This is a genomic window from uncultured Eudoraea sp., from assembly GCF_947258925.1.
GTDB lineage: Bacteria > Bacteroidota > Bacteroidia > Flavobacteriales > Flavobacteriaceae > Eudoraea.
In genome coordinates, this window is sequence record NZ_CAMYKG010000016.1 from 38374 (window position 1) to 57240 (window position 18867).

Annotated in this window: 7 protein-coding genes, 1 tRNA gene and 1 pseudogene; 3 read left to right on the forward strand and 6 right to left on the reverse strand. The window is 39.4% G+C overall.

The genetic code is table 11. From position 1 onward, the window contains the following. Nucleotides 1-2: 2 nt before the first annotated feature. Complete coding sequence (rpiB, locus tag Q0X77_RS07420; RefSeq protein WP_297795330.1) at nt 3-434, reverse strand: ribose 5-phosphate isomerase B; 432 nt, start codon at nt 432-434, stop codon at nt 3-5. Between the two features lie 613 nt (nt 435-1047). On the opposite strand from rpiB, the gene rnr reads away from it, so the two are divergent. Genes rnr through Q0X77_RS07435 form a run of 3 tightly spaced genes read left to right on the forward strand, consistent with a single transcriptional unit; the run spans nt 1048 to nt 4657 of the window. Further along, nucleotides 1048-3234 carry a ribonuclease R gene (rnr, locus tag Q0X77_RS07425; protein ID WP_297795333.1) on the forward strand — a complete coding sequence of 729 codons (2187 nt, stop codon included), beginning with the start codon at nt 1048-1050 and terminating at the stop codon, nt 3232-3234. A gap of 59 nt (nt 3235-3293) precedes the next feature. Then, the gene (locus tag Q0X77_RS07430) at nt 3294-3974 is read left to right on the forward strand and encodes a head GIN domain-containing protein (protein ID WP_297795336.1); all 681 of its coding nucleotides are present in this window, start codon (nt 3294-3296) and stop codon (nt 3972-3974) included. A 17-nt stretch (nt 3975-3991) separates the two neighbouring features. Beyond that, complete coding sequence (locus Q0X77_RS07435) at nt 3992-4657, forward strand: LysE family translocator (protein WP_297795339.1); 666 nt, start codon at nt 3992-3994, stop codon at nt 4655-4657. Nucleotides 4658-4735: 78 nt separating this feature from the next. On the opposite strand, the gene Q0X77_RS07440 is transcribed toward Q0X77_RS07435, so the two are convergent. The 5 genes and pseudogenes from Q0X77_RS07440 to Q0X77_RS07460 form a co-directional block, all read right to left on the reverse strand. Further along, nucleotides 4736-4806: transfer RNA gene (locus tag Q0X77_RS07440), tRNA-Cys, on the reverse strand. A 47-nt stretch (nt 4807-4853) separates the two neighbouring features. Next, entirely contained in the window at nt 4854-5213 is a 360-nt protein-coding gene (folB, locus tag Q0X77_RS07445; RefSeq protein ID WP_297795341.1) for a dihydroneopterin aldolase, read from the reverse strand. Nucleotides 5214-5256: 43 nt separating this feature from the next. Next, nucleotides 5257-6198, reverse strand: a complete 942-nt coding sequence (locus tag Q0X77_RS07450) for a type IX secretion system membrane protein PorP/SprF (RefSeq protein WP_297795344.1) — start codon at nt 6196-6198, stop codon at nt 5257-5259. Between the two features lie 21 nt (nt 6199-6219). Next, nucleotides 6220-17496 (reverse strand): T9SS type B sorting domain-containing protein, encoded by an 11277-nt coding sequence (locus tag Q0X77_RS07455; RefSeq protein ID WP_297795346.1) that lies wholly within the window; start codon nt 17494-17496, stop codon nt 6220-6222. Then, a pseudogene (locus tag Q0X77_RS07460) lies at nt 17493-18867 on the reverse strand (hypothetical protein); the annotation flags it as partial. The pseudogene Q0X77_RS07460 and the gene Q0X77_RS07455, both read right to left, overlap by 4 nt.

Below are 18867 nucleotides of genomic sequence, written 5' to 3' on the forward strand. Positions count from 1 at the left end.
CTTTAGGAACAAGGTATTTTATCAACTCTTCTTTCGTGTCTTCCACCTTCAAATTCTGTATTAAGAAAAGTTTTAACCATATCTAAAGCCTGGCTAAGAGAAATAAAACGCGCAGGAAGACTAAGTATATTGGCATTATTATGTTCCCTTGCTAATTTAACAATTTCCCTGTTCCAGCATAGGGCTGCTCTTATACCCCTGTGTTTATTGGCTGTCATACTTGCACCATTACCGCTACCGCAGATAATAATTCCCGAATCGGCATTCTTGTTTTCAACATCAACTGCAACAGGATGTATAAAATCCGGATAATCCACACTATCCGAACCATCAGTCCCGTGATTTATTACTTCTATTTGCATGGACTTAAGCAGGCCTACGATTGCCAGTTTATATTCCGTACCGGCATGATCATTTCCAATAGATATTTTCATACTATAAGGGTATTTACAATTAATACAAAGTTACAAATACGTTTGGTATGGCTTCCTTTAAATGTTGTTAACATCAAATTTTATAAAAACGTATAAGTATTTGACTGATAAGATATTGTAAGATTATAAGATTTGTTAATAAACCAAGGATAACAACTGAGTACTATTTTTTATAATATGACTAAAAAAATGTTGTACAAAACCTCCGGATATTTTAAAAATCTTATTCTTAAAAATTAGCAGAAAGATATCAAAAGAAAAAGTATTGAAGTTAACAGCTATCAGAAAATTAGTTATAAATAATACTATGTTGAAATAGGTTATTAAGAATAGTTCATAAATAGCCTAAACAACTGATTAATAGAAGATCCATTATTTTTTAAACTGTGAATAAACTTAATTACTTGTTCAAAACAATAAATCCTGTAAACTTTTATCAGTACTATTAACAAACAATCATAAACATCATTTTATATAGAAATTAATAAAAGAAAATAATAATAATTTAATATATGTTGATATGTTATTTAAGTGTTAATCGCACTTAATTGATATTGGGATAATTAATTGCTATGGATTATAATTCGTACTTTTCGGCTCAAATAAAGAATTGATGTCGAAGAAGAAGAAAAGGGCTAAAAGCCATAAGAAAAATGAGATTACCAAAGGAATACTTACAGTCCTGGAGAGAGAACCGTCTAAGAGTTTTAATTATAAACAAGTTGCGTCAAAACTGGAAATTAGGGATACTGAAAGTAGGAATTTGTTAATTAGGAGATTAGGTGAATTAAAAAAGGAAAAACGAATTCAGGAAAATTCAAGAGGAAAGTACCAGGCTATAACGAATGGTAAATACTACCAGGGAAAAGTTGATATTACAACAAGGGGAAATGCCTATGTAGTTGTGGATGAATTAGAGAAAGACGTCTTTGTACCTTTTAACAGGATCAACAGAGCTTTTCATGGTGATATTGTTGAGGTTGATATCTTCAAAAGAAAGAATGCTAAAAAACCGGAAGGAGAAATAAAAAAGGTTCTGGAACGTAAAAAGGTAAGGTTTGTTGGTATAGTAGATTTACAAAAGACCTTTGCTTTTATAAGACCTACCGATATAAGAATGTATACTGATATATTTATACGTCCCGAGGATATTGGTAAGGCTAAAAACGGGGAAAAAGTATTGGTTGAAATTATAGATTGGCCGGATAAGGCCGATTCTCCTATTGGTAAAATAATTGAAATACTGGGAATACCGGGAGAACACCATACAGAAATCCATGCTATTCTGGCAGAGTATGGACTACCTTCTGAATTTCCTCATGAAGTGGAACATTATGCCAATACCCTGGATACTTCAATTAAGCAGGAAGAAATTGATAAAAGAAAGGATTTAAGGGAAACCCTTACGTTTACAATAGATCCAAAAGATGCAAAGGATTTTGATGATGCACTGTCGTTTGAAGTCCTGGAGAATGGTAATTTCTCAATTGGTATTCATATTGCAGACGTGTCACATTATTTAAAACCGGACACCATATTGGAAGAAGAAGCCTATGAAAGGGCTACTTCAGTATACCTGGTAGACAGGGTTGTGCCTATGCTACCGGAAATATTATCTAATAATGCATGTTCCCTGAGACCGCATGAGGACAAATATACTTTCTCGGCAATTTTTGAAATGGATAAAAACTGTAGTATAAAGAATCAATGGTTTGGACGTACTGTAATTAATTCAAATGAACGATTTGCTTATGAAGAAGCCCAGTATATTATAGAATCCGGTGAGGGATCCATTCCTGAAGCTGTTTCTATTAGGAATAAGGCGTACACGGTAAATAAAGACACCGTTCAGGCTATTACTACCTTAGATCAACTCGCAAAAAAGATGCGTCAAAGAAGGATGGATTCGGGAGCTATTTCATTTGATAAGGTAGAAGTGAAATTTAATCTTGACGCTGAAAACCAACCTCAGAGTGTTTATTTTAAAGAAGCCAAGGATGCAAATAAGTTAATTGAGGAGTTTATGTTGTTGGCGAATAGAAAAGTCGCTGAATTTATAGGTAAACAAAAACCAACAAAGACATTTGTTTACAGAATTCATGATCAACCGGATGAAGAGAAATTAATGGCACTAAACAGCATTATTTATCGTTTTGGACATAGACTTAACCTTAAAGATAAAAATAGCGTTAACGCGTCTTTAAACAAGCTCTTAGAGGATGTTAAGGGTAAGAAAGAACAAAATCTTGTAGATACTTTGGCTATTCGCAGTATGAGTAAGGCTGTTTACAGCACGGATAATATTGGGCATTATGGTTTGGCATTTGATTATTATTCTCATTTTACCTCACCAATAAGGCGTTATCCTGATGTTTTAGTGCATAGATTATTACAACATTATTTAGATGGTGGCAAACCTCCGAATAATGAACACTATGAAGAATTATGTAAACATTCTTCGAATATGGAGAATTTAGCGGCTAGTGCAGAGCGCGATTCTGTAAAATATATGCAGATAAAATTTATGCAGGATCATAAAGATCAGGTGTTTGCCGGGGTTATTTCAGGAGTAACGGAATGGGGAATTTATGTAGAAATAATCGAAAATAAGTGCGAAGGTATGGTCCGAATTCGGGATATAAAAGATGATTATTATACCTTTGATGAAAGTGAGTTTGCGATAATTGGCGAACGTACACATAGAAAATACCAGCTGGGCGACACAGTAAATGTCATGGTAAAAAGTTCGGATTTAATTAAACGACATTTAGATTTCTCGCTTGTTGATCAACAAGAATAACAGCTAATTTTGGAATAGAATTTGTTTATTTAATAAAAACAGACACTAACACCAATATAATGAGACTAGCAGTACTATTTTTTTTCTTGCTGTTTCTTGTACCGATGGTAAAGGCTCAGGACGGAGAAATCAGTATAAATTTGGATAAGTTTACTGAGGTAAAAGCATTTGATGGTATATCTGTAAACCTGATAAAATCAAATGAAAACAAAGCCGTTATAACCGGAGCCAATAAAGACAAGGTTAAGTTTGTAAACGATGATGGTATTTTAAAAATCCGCATGGAAATAAATAAGATTTTTAGCGGATACCGAACTTTTGTTAACCTCTATTATTCCCAAAAATTAGTTGTCATTGATGTGAATGAAGACGCAAGGATAAGCTCAGACGAAATGATCAGTCAGGACGTCATAGAATTAAAGGCTCAGGAGGGAGGCGAAGTTAGGATAATGGCAGAGGTAGAGCAGATGTTAATCAGGTCTGTTTCAGGAGGTGTTATTACTGCAACAGGAGCTTCAGACGTTCAGGACGTTGCTATAAATACCGGTGGTTCATACAACGGTAAGGAATTTAAAACGAAATTTACTACGGTTAACGTTAATGCAGGATCCAGTGCAGAGATTTTTGCATCAGACTATGTGAAAGCTACGGTAAAAGCAGGAGGAGAAGTATTGGTTTATGGAGATCCTGCAAAAATGGATGAGAAAACTGTGTTCGGCGGCAAAGTAACAAGAATGTAAAGGAATTCAATTAGTAGATGTTAGAGGATATTCAGGCAGCGATACCATTAGGTTTTTTATTAGCCTTTATGATTGGACCTGTATTTTTTGTGCTACTGGAAACTAGTGCAACCAAGGGGTTCAGGGCAGGTTTATTTTTTGACCTGGGAGTGATTCTGGCAGATATAATTTTTCTTACAATAGCTTATTTCAGTAGTTTTCAGTTGCTTGAAAATTTAAGCAATCAGCCGGGCCTCTATGTGTTCGGAGGTGTTATTTTACTTGTTTACGGCATTACCACTTTTTTTAATAGAGATTACAATAGGGGAAGGCCGGATATCAAGCCCAGGAAAGGCGGTTATTTAAGCCTTTTTATAAAAGGTTTCCTGTTAAACTTTATAAATATAGGAGTGCTTGTTTTTTGGTTGGGTGTTATCATAATCGTGGGTCCGAGCCTGGATAATGAACCAAATAGGATTATAGTATTCTTTTCTACCATGCTTGCAGCTTATTTAATAACAGACGTCTTTAAAATATTACTTGCAAAGCAACTTCGGCGTAAACTTACCATCGAAAGAATTCGTTGGGTTAAAAAGGTACTGGGAATTGTATTGGCTATTTGCGGGCTTGTGCTGATTATTAAAGGGTTTCTTCCTAAAGATAAATTGAATATTGAGAAAGGGATAGAGTACATAAGTGAATGAAATCTACTTAATACTGGAAAGCGCGAGAAACCTCAGGTCATTTTAATAAAAAAACCCCTCATATTGAGGGGTTTTTTGAGGCATCGAGCGGATTCGAACCGCTGTACAAGCTTTTGCAGAGCTGTGCCTAGCCACTCGGCCACGATGCCGTTTAAAGGCGCAAAGGTACTATTTTTTCCTACTTAGAAAAAGAAACTTAAGGTCTCTTTTCTTTAAGTGTTACTGTAACCATTTCAACATCACCCCTTATTGGCGGATTTATTTTAGAAACAGCAACCACAGTCTTCTCAGCGGCTTTAACTTCATTAAAAACACGGTTGATTATTCTTTTGGCCACGTGTTCTAAAAGATTTGAACTGATCTTCATTTCTTGCTTGACTATGCTGTTGATAAGCACATAGTCAATGGTGTCATTTAAATTGTCTGAGGCGGATGCTTTTTCCAGGTTTGAAAAAACTTCTACAGTAACAAGATAGTCACTTCCTATAAGACGTTCTTCATTTAAACATCCATGATAGGCATAAACCCTAATATTGCGTACTGTAATTTTACCCACGAGTTATTAAGTTTTTGCAAACTTAACTTAAACTGCTGAGATTTTAATAAGTACAACGGCAATTACTGATCCCCTGGAAGAGATCAACCCCAATTGTGATTACATGGGTACCTGTACTGAACCCCAGGATTTCATTTAATATGATCTGATAGGAATATCCAAAGTAGAAATTACTCTTCTTAAGACCAACTAAGGGCGCAATGTATAATGGGTTTCCAACTTGGTCGTTCAGGAAACGATAGGTAACCCCCGCGTAGTAATAATCTTCAAAATCATACCACCTGAATTTAGCATTCAAATCGGTAACGGAACGTCCGTCACTTTCAAACCATTGGAAGAATACAGAAGGCTCTATCTCAAAATTACTTTTTTTCTTACTGAACCGGTATCCTGTATAGAGATAGTAATTTCTTAATTCGTTGGGCTCAGAAATAGGGTTAAATTTAGTAAGGTCCTTATTCAACAAGTTGGAGGCGTTTGCACTAAAGTAGAACTTATCCTTTCTATATAAAACACCCACATCGAAGTTGTGGTTTGTCGTAGAACGATCATCTGTAACACTGGGGTCCGGGTTATCAAAATTTTCAATGTCTATACGAAACTGATTAAAATTATAGGATAAACCAAATGATAGAAATTCATCTTCATATCTATCTAGCGTTAAATGATGTGCAAAGGATATCCTTGCCCCTCTTTGTTTTGTTTCGCCGTTACTGTCATTATAAAGAATCAGACCCACCCCTGAACGGTTACCAATACGTCCGTCAGCCGCTAAAGACTGCGTATCAGGGGCATCTTTTATCCCAACCCACTGTGTAAGACCATTGATTCTTACTTTGATATAATCACCAATACCGGCATAGGTAGGAGATATCACAAAGGGGTTATCTGCTAAATACTGTGATAGCTGGGGAAGCGTAAGCTCTTGAGCACTCGTAGTGAATGCACAAAACAACAGTAGTAAAGACAGCAATCTCTTGCTCATAATTCTTTTAGGTTAAGTTCTCTATCTATAAAGGGTAAAATGCCCTACAAACTCTCTTTCGTCGCGTTCGCCATTCAACTTAATAACATACCAATAATCTCCGGTAGGAAGCTCATTACCTTGGTATAAGCCATCCCATCCATTGGGAACTATCGTTTCTTCAGCGACTACTCTACCATAACGATCATATATTTTTATTAGTATTTCTGGATACCCTTCAATGTTATCAGGAATCCAATAATCATTCATACCATCGCCATCAGGAGTAAAGAAATTGGGGATTTCTATATCTATAAACTCCATGAATATCTGTGCAGACAATTCACACCCATTTTCGTCGATTACCGTAACAGTATATGTACCAGTTTCCGTAATATAATAGGTGTTATCCGTACCATTATTATAGTCGTTGAAATAGAAGGTATAATCTTCCAGACCTCCCGTAGCTATAGCGGTTATTTCATTCAGATTTTGCTGCTCCAGAACCAATGTCAATGGTTCAAATGACATAATTTCAAAATCAACCGTTTGTACACAACCATTAGCATGGGAAATAGCAATAAAATGAGTCCCCGGGCTGGTATTTCTAAAATCGGGATTCAATTGCATATCTGCAGGGTCTGTTGAATCTAAGGCATACATGACAGAACCCAGTACTGATGGATCTTCCATGGTTATATTCACATAATTCTCAGGCAGGATATCTGTACATTCATAAACTGGTTCTACAATAGCATTAAGGTTTACACCCGGATCAACTTCAACAATTACGTTGGTTTCACAATCCTGGGCATCCCGCACAAAAATCACATAAGTGCCCGGAGCAAGATCCATAAATGAAGTCTGGTCTAACACATAATCTGCAGCATTATTAGAATTAAGGGCCGTACTGTAAGGCGCTGTACCCCCTGAAATACTTAAATTAATTGAACCATCTTCACTACCCAGGCAAACCTCTGGTAATGCTGTATAGGTTACATCCAGCGGAGCGGGCTCTACGATAGTGAATTGGAAAGGAATAAAACAACCGTTTTCATCCTGCGCAATTACATCATAAACACCTGGCTCTAGATCAACAAATGTATTTTCAGTATCAAATTGGTTCAGGTTTGGTGTTATTGCATAAAGTATTTCACCAGTTCCTCCTGATACTTCAACTGTAATTGTTCCATCATTCTGTCCGGCGCAGGTAACATCTGTGAATTCCTCTCTGTCTATTTGAAGAGGCACGGGTTCTGTTATAATTATTTCATTAGATACCTCAACACAATCCATGCTGATAACCCTTACATAATAACTACCAACACCCAACATGGAGAAGTTACCATTTGCCTGCGGTCCTGCTATTAAATTGGTTAATGCAGCATCGCCGAATAATTCATAGGTATAACTACCTAAGCCTCCAAAAGCCTGGGCCATTATTGTGGCTGTCATCTCTCCGGTACAATTTATGATCGCAGCACTCTCATCAATGACTATAGACAATGGAATTATTGGATCTATAGACACCTGGTTGGAAATAGTTGCCTCACATCCAAAAGAATCACGTACATAGTACTGATATACGCCGGCAGGAACAGTAAATACATGGGTGTCACCTCCAGACATTGGAGAATAAGCTACACCGTCTGTGCTGAATTCATAAGGAGCAGTTCCTCCTGTAGCTGTCAGTTCAATTTCAGCAAGGTTAGTACAAGTAAGTTGCGTCAGCTGAATTAGTGAACTGCTAACATCTGTAGGCTCAGTAATGGTTACCTGAACGGTCTCTACGTCACAATTCCATCCATCGGAAACGGTAATACTATATATTCCCGCACCATTATCATTAAATATAGGGCTTGTCTGTGCACCACTACTGAAATCTATTACTGTTCCGGTTGGATCGTAATAATTCAATTGATATTGATAAGTTCCCTGGCCACCTACGACATTTATAGCCGTAATTGTTGCATTGGTATCACCATAACAAACCAAAGTTGTTGGGGTAGCGGTAATATCTGCTGTAATCGGAACCGGCTGAACCAAAATTTCGGTATCATTTAGCACACAACCACCATCATCTGTAATTGCAATGGTATAATTGCCGGCGGATAAGCCTGTAAACAAGTAACTATTTACATCGTTAACGGTATAAACCGCAGCAGTTGTTGTATTAGTTAAAACAATATCATAAGGCGCGTAGCCTCCTTCGGGATCTACAATAATTTCACCCTGGTCGTTGGCACAAGTTACGTTTGCCATCTCGCTAACCGTTGCTGTAAGCGGCATATCTGGTGACACAATAGTAATTATATTAGAATCCTCTGTACATAAAGGTGCAGCAGTTTCAGTTATTCGCACAAAATAGTTTCCACCTGGAACACCTGTAATAGTTAAAGGATTAGTCGCGGTGTCTCCTGCACCACTTATTCCGGTACTAACGCCTGCTGCGGTAAACACCTCATAACCATAGGCACCGGTATAGCCTGTAACATCTACTTCGAGGGCCCCATTTGTATCTCCGAAACACACCACAGGTAATGTCGCTGTTGCTACCACATCAATAAGATCATAAGGAGCAATACTATAGGGCGAATCTACATAACATCCGGTCGCCGTATCGGTTACTCTGAAGGTATAACTTCCCACAGCAGTTAAATCGAACTCTGCAGTTGTATTTGTCGGGGTCGAAGTCAATACACCATTAGGATTGCCCAACGGGAGTAATTCGTACGTATACGTATTACCGGGATTGCCGTCATCCGTAACAGTTATCGTGATTTCTTCCGGTACCGCACAAGATATGGCGACATCTTGCGAAATAGCTACGGTGAATACATTTAACGGATCTATAACTACCGCATCTGTTGCTGTACAACCATTAGCATCCCGGGCATAGACCGTAATATTTTGCACGAGGCTTGTATCTACAACGTCAAATGTATTAGAAGTCTGGAAATTAATATTATCTATACTGTATAAATATGGGCTAGTTCCTGTTCCTGCTCCAACGGTCGCTGTAATGGTTGCAGTATTAACCGTATTATTTGGGTTACAGCTAAATGCAGTTGTCACTGCAGTTACTGTTAATACAGTTGGCTCATTTACAACAACAACTTCTCGTAACGAACATCCTCTTTCTGAGATAGCTTCCACCTCATAGGATCCTGCAGCTAAACCATTAAAAATTGGACTTGTTTGAGGCCCGCTAATAAGCACCGAGAAGGAATCGTATAAATTATACGTATAGATTGGATTATCATTTACCCCGGGCGCAACAGGCGCTAGGTTTATGGTAATACTACCATCGCTAAGACCGTTACAAGAGACGTCTACCACGGTATGTGGGTCAAATGTAACAGGGGTTGGAGCGTCTAATTCCTGTGTGATGTTTTTCGTACAAACCGGATTTGTGGTATTCAAATCGGTTACTACAAAAGAATAGGTGCCAGCCTGATTTAAGCCTGTGAAAACTCCGGTATTATTGATTATCGATGTAACCAGATCCGGGAATGTCACCGTATAATTAAGATTGGCAGAACCTCCGGTAACCGTAATCGTAATCTCTCCATCCGGAGTAGCGGTACAATCAATTGGTTTAACCACCGTACTTATCAAGGACATTTCCTCATAGAGCACTTCAGGTCCTATAGTTGTGGTACATGACCATTGATCCGTAATCTGAACCTCATAGGAACCAGCTCCAAGACCGGAAAATACAGTTGAAGTTTGTGGCGCACCAAAAGGAGCCGCATCTTTTATTAATTGATAGGTGTAATTACTACCTTGACCGCCTGCTGTTCCAACTACTTCAATTTCTCCCTGAAGATTGGTACAGTTTTCCTGATTGATTTGCAAAGTAGCCGTAATTGGAAGAGGATCTACAAGAACAATATTATTCTGGATCATCTCCTCACAACCGCTTGAATCTATTACCCAGGCTTCATAAGTGCCTGCGACAAGGTTTTCAAACCTTGGACTGGCCACATAATCACCAGGACCAGTTGGTGGTACGGTTCCTACATAATAGGTGTAGCCACCCCAGCCTCCGAGAACATCAATGATTTCAATAATTCCGTCATTACCAAGACAGGTAATTTGTGATACATTGGTATTGGCAGTTATAGCTGCCGGTGGACCTGCGATGTTGAACAATTGCGTATTTGTACAATTTGGATGGTTGTTTTGAATAACCTCAACAAGATAATCACCTGCAAATAAAGTGATTACAGGAGTTGGTCCGTTTGTTGGACTTGTTCCATTTTTTACCAGTACATCATCAGCCGTATTTGCCGGAGTACCATTGGTATCATAGATATTCCAGTCGAAAGGCCCAACATACGTAGCGTCGGTTAATTCTATGGTAACTTCACCTGTTTCAGTACCGAAACAGATTACATCCTGTAATTTAGTAAGTACTATATTAAAAGTATTAGGATCTAAATTGTAAACACCAAAATCTAATCCACTAAATACGTTTGAGGCCTGGTATGTGGCACCATTGTCTATACTGAATTCAAATTTAGCAGGATCGTTTGCGGTTGATGTTACCGTTATGGTAATTTCACCATCCATCCCCGGATTACATGTAATTGGATTGGTAATTGCCGCACTGGCTGTCAATAATTCATCATATGGTAAAATTATTGCTGTTGTAGATCCGAGACATCCATTGCTGTCATAGACATTAATCGTATAACTTCCACCATTAACATCAGTTTCTATATAAGTTGTATTTGCACCTGTTTGAACGACTACATCGTCTCCCGGGGCCGGAGTACCCTGGTCATTTATGAATTCATAAATAGCATAAACTCCGCTTCCACCGGTAATAGAGGTATCATCAATGGTTATTGTTGCATTTTCAGGATTATTACCTGAAGTACATCCAAATTCAACAACGATAGGTGCCGGAACACTCATAATAGCCGGCTCCATAATGGTTATTGAAAAGATATCTGTAAAACAATCGTTAACGCCCGTTCCTCGAACATCGTAGGTTCCTGCAGGAACGTTTTCGAAGGTTTTGTCATTTAAAACTACACCAACGGGCATTGGAGTTAAGGTATAAGTCAATGGATTATTACCATTGTCTATTTCGATTAAAGTTATTGAACCGTCAGCACCTCCGTTACAGGTAACATCAGTGTGTATTTCTGTAAATTCAGGTAATACAGCAGCAGGAACATCAACTGTAATGGCCTGGGTACAAAGAGGAGTAGCGGTATCCATATCATAGACACTCACCAAATATGGCCCTGCGCCACTTGCACCTGTCCATACAAAAGGATTTCCAGGTAAAACTTGTCGGGCCAGGTCAATTGCACCCGGGCCATCAATTTCAATTTCATAATTACCGGAACCTGATGTAACATCAATGGTAATTTCTGCATTAGCGGCCATTCCCGGTTCGCAGTCCAATAATGCGGTTTGCGTAACTGTGAATTCCAGAGGAGGTATGATAGTGACCGTATCGGTGTCTGTACAACCGTTACTGTCTATAATTGCAATATTGTATATGCCGGGAAATAAATTGTTAAATACACCACCATTATCTACATAGGTTACCCCACCATCAATTGAATATAATATTTGAGGCGCAGTACTTGTTGCATTAATAGTCAATGTAGTAGGAGACACACAGGTATCTACTACCAGTGAATCAATGGTTGGGTCCGGAGAAAGGTCCAGGTTTATTGGACCAAGGTTTGTTGTACACCCATATTGATCTGTTATTGTAACATTGTAATTACCTGAAGGAGAATTTGCAGGTATTTCAATAGGATTATCAGAAGTTCCAATAATTGCTACAAAAGGAGCGGGGCCTGTAACATCAAAAGTATAGGTTCCGCCTCCTCCAACAATGTTTTCGATGGCTATTAAGCCCGGACTGTTACAAGAAATATCCGCTAACTTGTTTAATGTTGCTGTTATAGGATCTAACTCTTCAATTAATATATTTTCACTGGCCGATACACAAACATCTGCAAGGCCGGCATCCACTTCTGTTACTACGATGTAATACTCAGCAGGAGCCAATCCATTTACTGCAATTGTGGCTGAGTAAGGCACGATTCCGCCGCTGGATTGAACTAAGGCACCGGTGACAGCATCATAAAACTCCCAACGCATATTCGGATATGAGAAAGCATCGGTGTCCGTAAGCGTATAGGTAATTTCAGCATCATTGGCACCAGCACAAGAAGGCTCATAAACTGCAGAGATCTCTATCGGATTAGTCGTAATATCGTTAACGTTTACGCTACTTTGTCTTATACACCCTGTTGAATCTCTAACGTAGAAAACGTAGGTTCTTCCGGGGATAAGTCCTACCCAAACATGTGCTCCCGGGGTTGGTGCTGTCCACGCAGCGGTAGCAGGGTTGAACGTAGTAGGATCAGTGGTGTACGCATATTCGTAATTTGGCACACCAGCTGTACCTTGTACCGTAACTTGTAATTCATTACAGCCTACAACCACAGTAGAAATAGTTATATCTAAATCATCGAGTGGGTAAGGTATTATATATCTTGGAAGGTCAGTCTGACAAATTGTGACACCGCCCACTACCGTTCTCATAGAAGGGTATACAGAAGTTCCGGAAATATATCCCATTAATACATCTGTTGTTCCGGGAATACTGTTATCGCCAGTCCAGGTTGCACCGCCATCTGCACTGAATTCAATAGTTCCCAAAGTATTTGGGTACCCAACGAATTGGAAACCATAATCATTTGGGTCCACACTGTTACATGCAGCAGGTAGAATTGGAATAACGCTACCAGTTAATTCATCCGGGTTGCCTATATTAACGGGAGTATCTGTGACAACACAACCATTGGCATCCGTTACATTTATGGTATAATTCCCGGGGGATAAGTTGTAAAAGTTGGTTATAGCCGATACTACATTTGTATAAGTTTGATCTGACGCCCCTCCATTATCTAAGTCTATTATCTCTATTGTATAAGGATTGTCTCCTGAGGCTACATTTACTTCTATAGACCCTACGCCATCATGACATTCAGGATCTGTGGGTGTTGATGTGAAAGTTAGTGGTGTGGCCGGGTTAACTGTAACCGTTTCCATGAATTCACAATAAGGTACAACAGCAGAGTTGTCTCTTACATAAACATCATACGTACCGTCATTTCCTGTAGTAACTACATATGTATTGCTGGCTCCAAATAAACCGGCAGGGCTTGTTGTTGTTGGCACAAAAGCATATTCGTATGCCCCGTCACCACCTGTAGCAGTGACAGTGATTGAGCCGTCAGCACAAGGTGAAAGGTGCACAACATCAGCAACGGCCAACAAGCTTGGGTTAATGGTTACATTTTGTTGAACACCAGCACATCCGTAAGCATCTTTAACATCTATAGTATAACTTCCTGATGCAAGGTTGCTAAAAGTATAACTTGTTGCTGTAGACGGAACTGGTGTCAACCATGGACCACCGTTTATGCTGAATTGAAATCCTCCGTTTCCTGGAAGCGAAGTTACATCTACAAGTATAGTTGCGTCATTAAGACCACTGTAACAAGCAGTTGGTGTTGTTGTAAATGTTGGATTCATTGGAGCAACTACGGTGATAGGCGCGTCAATAGGATCCTCGCAGTTATTCGTATCTCGTGCTCTTACAATATAATCTCCTGCAGGAACAGCAACGAAATCAACACCGGCCTGATAGGGGGTAATGATACCACCTATAGTATCTTCTAACTGATATTCATAACCTGGTGTACCTCCAGTGGCACTTGCGGTTATTGTAGCACCCGTATTATTACAAGTGAATTCTACCGTAATGCCCGCAGAAGCAACTACGGGTGTGGGTTCCGTTAAGGTTTCTGAAAGCATAACGGAGCAGGAATTATCTAATACATCCCTTACCTCAATTGAATTTATTCCGGCACTTAGGCCATTAACCGTTACCGGAGAAACCGTTTGTGGCGCCGAAAATGCGCCCCCGTTTACTGCATATTCAAAACCATTTACTACATCAAAGTTTTCTACTTCAAAGGTAATTGTACCATCAGCCAGACCATTACAACTTATATTGGTGAAGTTGGTAATATTTGCATCAAAAGCATTTCCGGCTACAACATCCGTAGCAGTGTCCACAGTACATCCGCTTCCATAATCTACGGTAATAGGATGATTTCCAATGGCTACATTAGTAAAGATATTAGAAGCCTGTAGCGGACCTCCGTCTATACTGTACTGATACGAAGGATCATTGGGTGATACTGTAATATTTCCTGTGCCATCACAATTATAGGTAACACTGGTGCTTAAAACCGGCTCTACGGGTAATGGTGCTATTATAACATCTGGTAACGTAATAAAACAAGATACTGCATTCGCATCTCGAACTCTTATTGAATAAGTACCATCAATAAGACCAGTAAAGGCAATTCCGCCGGGTGTAGATGCCGTCCAGGAACCTCCGTTAAGACTATATTGATAATCTCCTGATCCTCCGGATGTTGGGGTTACACTACCTACTGTTATTTCTCCTAATTGAAGACAGGTATAAGGCTGCGTTTGAACAGCCTCAGCGATTAGTTGAGCGGGCTCAAGGACATCAATTGAAGCGGTTTCTTCACAATTGTTAGCATCCCTTACCCGGATTGGATAGGTACCGGCAGGAAGGTTTACAAAATTTCCTGTTGCCTGGTAAGTTGTTCCGTTGTCTATACTGTATTCATAAGGTCCCATTCCATCAGCGGCAACAATCGTTATGCTACCATTGCTGTCTCCAAAACATATTGCAGGAGTTGATGTGGGGGTAATAGTAATAGGTGCATCCTGTACAATAGTGATATCGTACATAGCTTCACAAAATGTTACATTTCCATTATTATCCCTGACGTATACATCATAGTCCCCGGCACCGGTAACTGTAATTGGATTTACTGCACCGAAATCTCCGGGAACCGGAGCTGCACCGTCAGCTACAATTGCATAAACATAATTTCCATCACCACCTGCTGCAGTTACCGTTACATCTGTTGTTGTTGCACAGGCCGTTATATTGGCTGCTGCAGCTGTGACCGTCAATTCCGGATTTATTGTAATAGTGTCTGTACCGGTACAATTATTTCCATCAATCACGTCAATGGTATAAGTACCTGGTCCTAAGCCGGCAAAAATGTTATTTGTGTCATAAAGCCCGCCGTTAATTCTATATTCAAAGTTTCCATCTCCGCCGGATGTAACATTTGCCGTTAACGTTAACCCTACCAGATCATCATAACAAACATCATTTGCCACTATGGCCAGGACAGGAGGCAAAGCAGCATTCAGGACAAAGGTTGTAGTGGCAATACAACCATTAGCATCTGTAACAGAGGCAATATATGTTCCCAGTTGTGCAAGACCATTAAAGGCACCGGTACCATTCGTTACTATAGTAACTGTATCGGGATAGGTTAAAGAATAATTGTAACCTCCCCAACCGTCAGTTGCGGTAAGCACTACGCTGCCCGGATCTGTACATGTAGGTTGTGTTTCATTTGCTGTTAAAGCAAGGGCTGCCGCAGGGGCATTTACCGTAACACTTGCTGTGTCAGTACAGTTTGTATCATTATCCGTTACTGTAATATCATAAGTTCCTGCTGGTAAACCGGTTAAAGGAATTGTTGCGCTAGTTTCTCCGGATCCGCTGAACGCAGATGGACCGGTCACGGTATAGTCGTAGGAAGTGTTAAACCCGGAAACGGTATACAAAACTTCTCCGTCCGCATCACCAAGACAGCTAATATTACTTATCAACTGGCCTACAACATCAATAGGAATCACTGGTGTTATGGTATAACTTTCTTCGTAAGTACACCCTTTATCATCTGTAACCCTGAACGTATAGGTGTCAGGTGTAAGACCATCAAAATTGGCAGAACCACCAGAAGTAGAGGTGGCCGGAATTGCCGCAGGGGCAATTATTTCAAATACGAAAGGTGTATTCCCATTAACAACGGTTACAGTAACATCTGAGGTTAGGGCCGGACAAATAGGTGCTGAAGAAACAAAGTCCAGATCAGTTGGTGGATTTAGGGGGTCTATGGTTATGGGGTTTGTTACAAAAAGACAGCCATTAGCATCCCGGATACTTATAGCATAAGAGCCATTAGTAAGACCAGTAAAAGTCTCAGCTCCTGCTCCTGAAACAAAGTTTATTCCATCTATTGAGTATTCATAAGGCGCTGTTCCTCCGGTAATATTTTGGGCCTCAATAGTACCTGTTTGAAGACATGTATAGTCTTGAATCAAAGCAGCACCACCTGAAAGACCATTAGCCGGTCCTGAAACAGTATAATATTCAAAAAAGTCGCACGAGGCACTTCCTTTTCTTTGATTAAGCCTCACAGTATAATCGCCTTGAGGCAGGCCTGTAAAAATGCCCGAGGTATTACTGTCAATTTCGATACCATTTTCATCAATAAGGAAAAAGGTAAGTTGGTAACCGTTGGTGTCAATGATATCAAAAGATATAGAACCCGTAGAATCACCAAAACACTGTTCATTAATCACAGTTGTTGGACCATATTCCACCGAAGGAACAAATTCAATTTCAACAGGATTAGAGATATCAAAACAATTGTTTCGGTCTACTACAACAAACTGGTAAGTTCCGGGATCCCAGATATCAAAGATTTGACTTGTCTGGAATTCCGATGGGGGAATAGATGGCGGATCAGGATATGAGATTTGGGTAACCCCCAATGTATCTACATAAGACCAGATGGCATAAGTATGTGGTGTTTTACCACCAGTTGATTCCATTAAGATATTCCCTTCCCTACAGGTGATATTTTGAGAAACCCTTGCTGAAAGCTCAAGGTCTGAACTGTCAATAATGGTGACCTGCTCATTATGCAGACAACCATCATCTGTAGTTACTTCAACGTCATAAACCCCAGGGTTGAGATTTGCGAATGTGTAATTGTTATCAAGACTTGGGCCATAGGTGTCTACAACCGTTCCTCCCTGGGAGATTTCATAGTAATATTGTGGTTCCACATCCAGCACAGAGATACTCATTGAACCCAGGCCATTACAATCAGCGTCCTGAGTGGTAATATCAACCTGGAAGTTTCTGGTAAGCACTCCAATATCTTCTAATCTGAAAATACAACCATCTACTACACCTTGTTGGCGCATTTCTACTGTATAGGCACCGTTTGAGTTAATTGTAAAGCTAGGGCCATTCAATGCGCTAAAAGGAACCAAAACTGCCCCTGTAGTTGCGTCTAACAGCTGGTATTCATAATCAACCGGCATGTTTGTTACAGTAATATTTCCGGGTGATAAACAAATCAAATCGGTAACATTGTATTGTGGATCCAGCGGGTTTTTGAAAATATTGAAATAAAACCGGCTAAAACATCCATTTTGATAGTTGATACGGCATCGGGGATGTTAATTTGAATAAGTTCGGTGTCATTTAATCCACAAAGGAATACTTTAGGTAATAAATCTCCGTCATTGGGGCATGTAACTACCTCCCCTTCTACAGTATTCGTAGGATCATTGATTAAGGTTACAATAGGGTTTATTTGGGTAGTTCCAAATAATTCTACCGTAATAATTTCCTGAAAGCCTTTACAAGGGTCAGCAACTATTTTATCTACAATATATATCCCTACTTCATCTATTAAAAGAGTACTTGGATCGCCATCAGGGTCACCATCATTTAATACTGTATCGCCCGGGTCAATTAAGCCATCCAGATTTTCATCTTTATACCAGACATAAGCATCAAAATTGTCTCCGGCATCAAGAAGTAAATCATCACCACAAAGCTGAACAGTTCTGCTGTAATCGCAACTTTCAAGATCATCCAGCAAAAAATTTGTAGCGCCAGGGGTCACAAAACCACAATTATCAAAATCAGACACACTGGGGTCGTCCGTTATCTGTGCATTATTTATCACTCCTTCGTAAGTAGAGTAAGCCTGATTCGCAATTAAATCTGTACAGGCATCTACAAAATCAAAACAATTTTCCGCAACTCGCACCCTGAGCCTTATTTCAGAAAGGGGATCTCCCTCTTCTATAAGGTTATCCGGAATGTTAAAGGATATTTCATTGGCTATCGGGTCATATACATAGGTTACTCCGGGAGGCAAGACTAAATCCGACTCTATTACGGTTACATTGATGGGTAAAACATCCCGCAAAACATAATTAGTAGCATCGTCATTGCCAATATTTTGAAAACCAAGCACATAATCCAGTAACTGTCCTAAGTTTACACCCAATCCTGTAATGTCATTACCTGCAATATCCTCAACAGTTTTTTCTACAACAATGTTAGGCTCAATTATCTCAACATTAAAGGAATTAAAGAAGGGATAGTATTGATCTCCATTAGAAGTAAATCTAAATGTGGCATCTGTTTCGGCATTAGGGATAACCGAGTTTAAAGGATTATTCAACAAAAATATATCGGTATCGTAACCTAAGGTGTTGACGCTATTTGGCGTTCTATTATTTGTAATAGCACCATCAAGCGTAATATTACTGTTAAAGAAGTTATTAGCTGGGTTAACCGCGTTACTAATAGTAGTAAATCCGGGGTTACTGGCAGCTCTGATTTGCATTTGGTCTCCGGTAATTCTATTGTCACCTTCCAGCGCCGCGGCACCTAACTTGGCTCTTACCGGCCCAACAGGAATAGTATTAAACCCA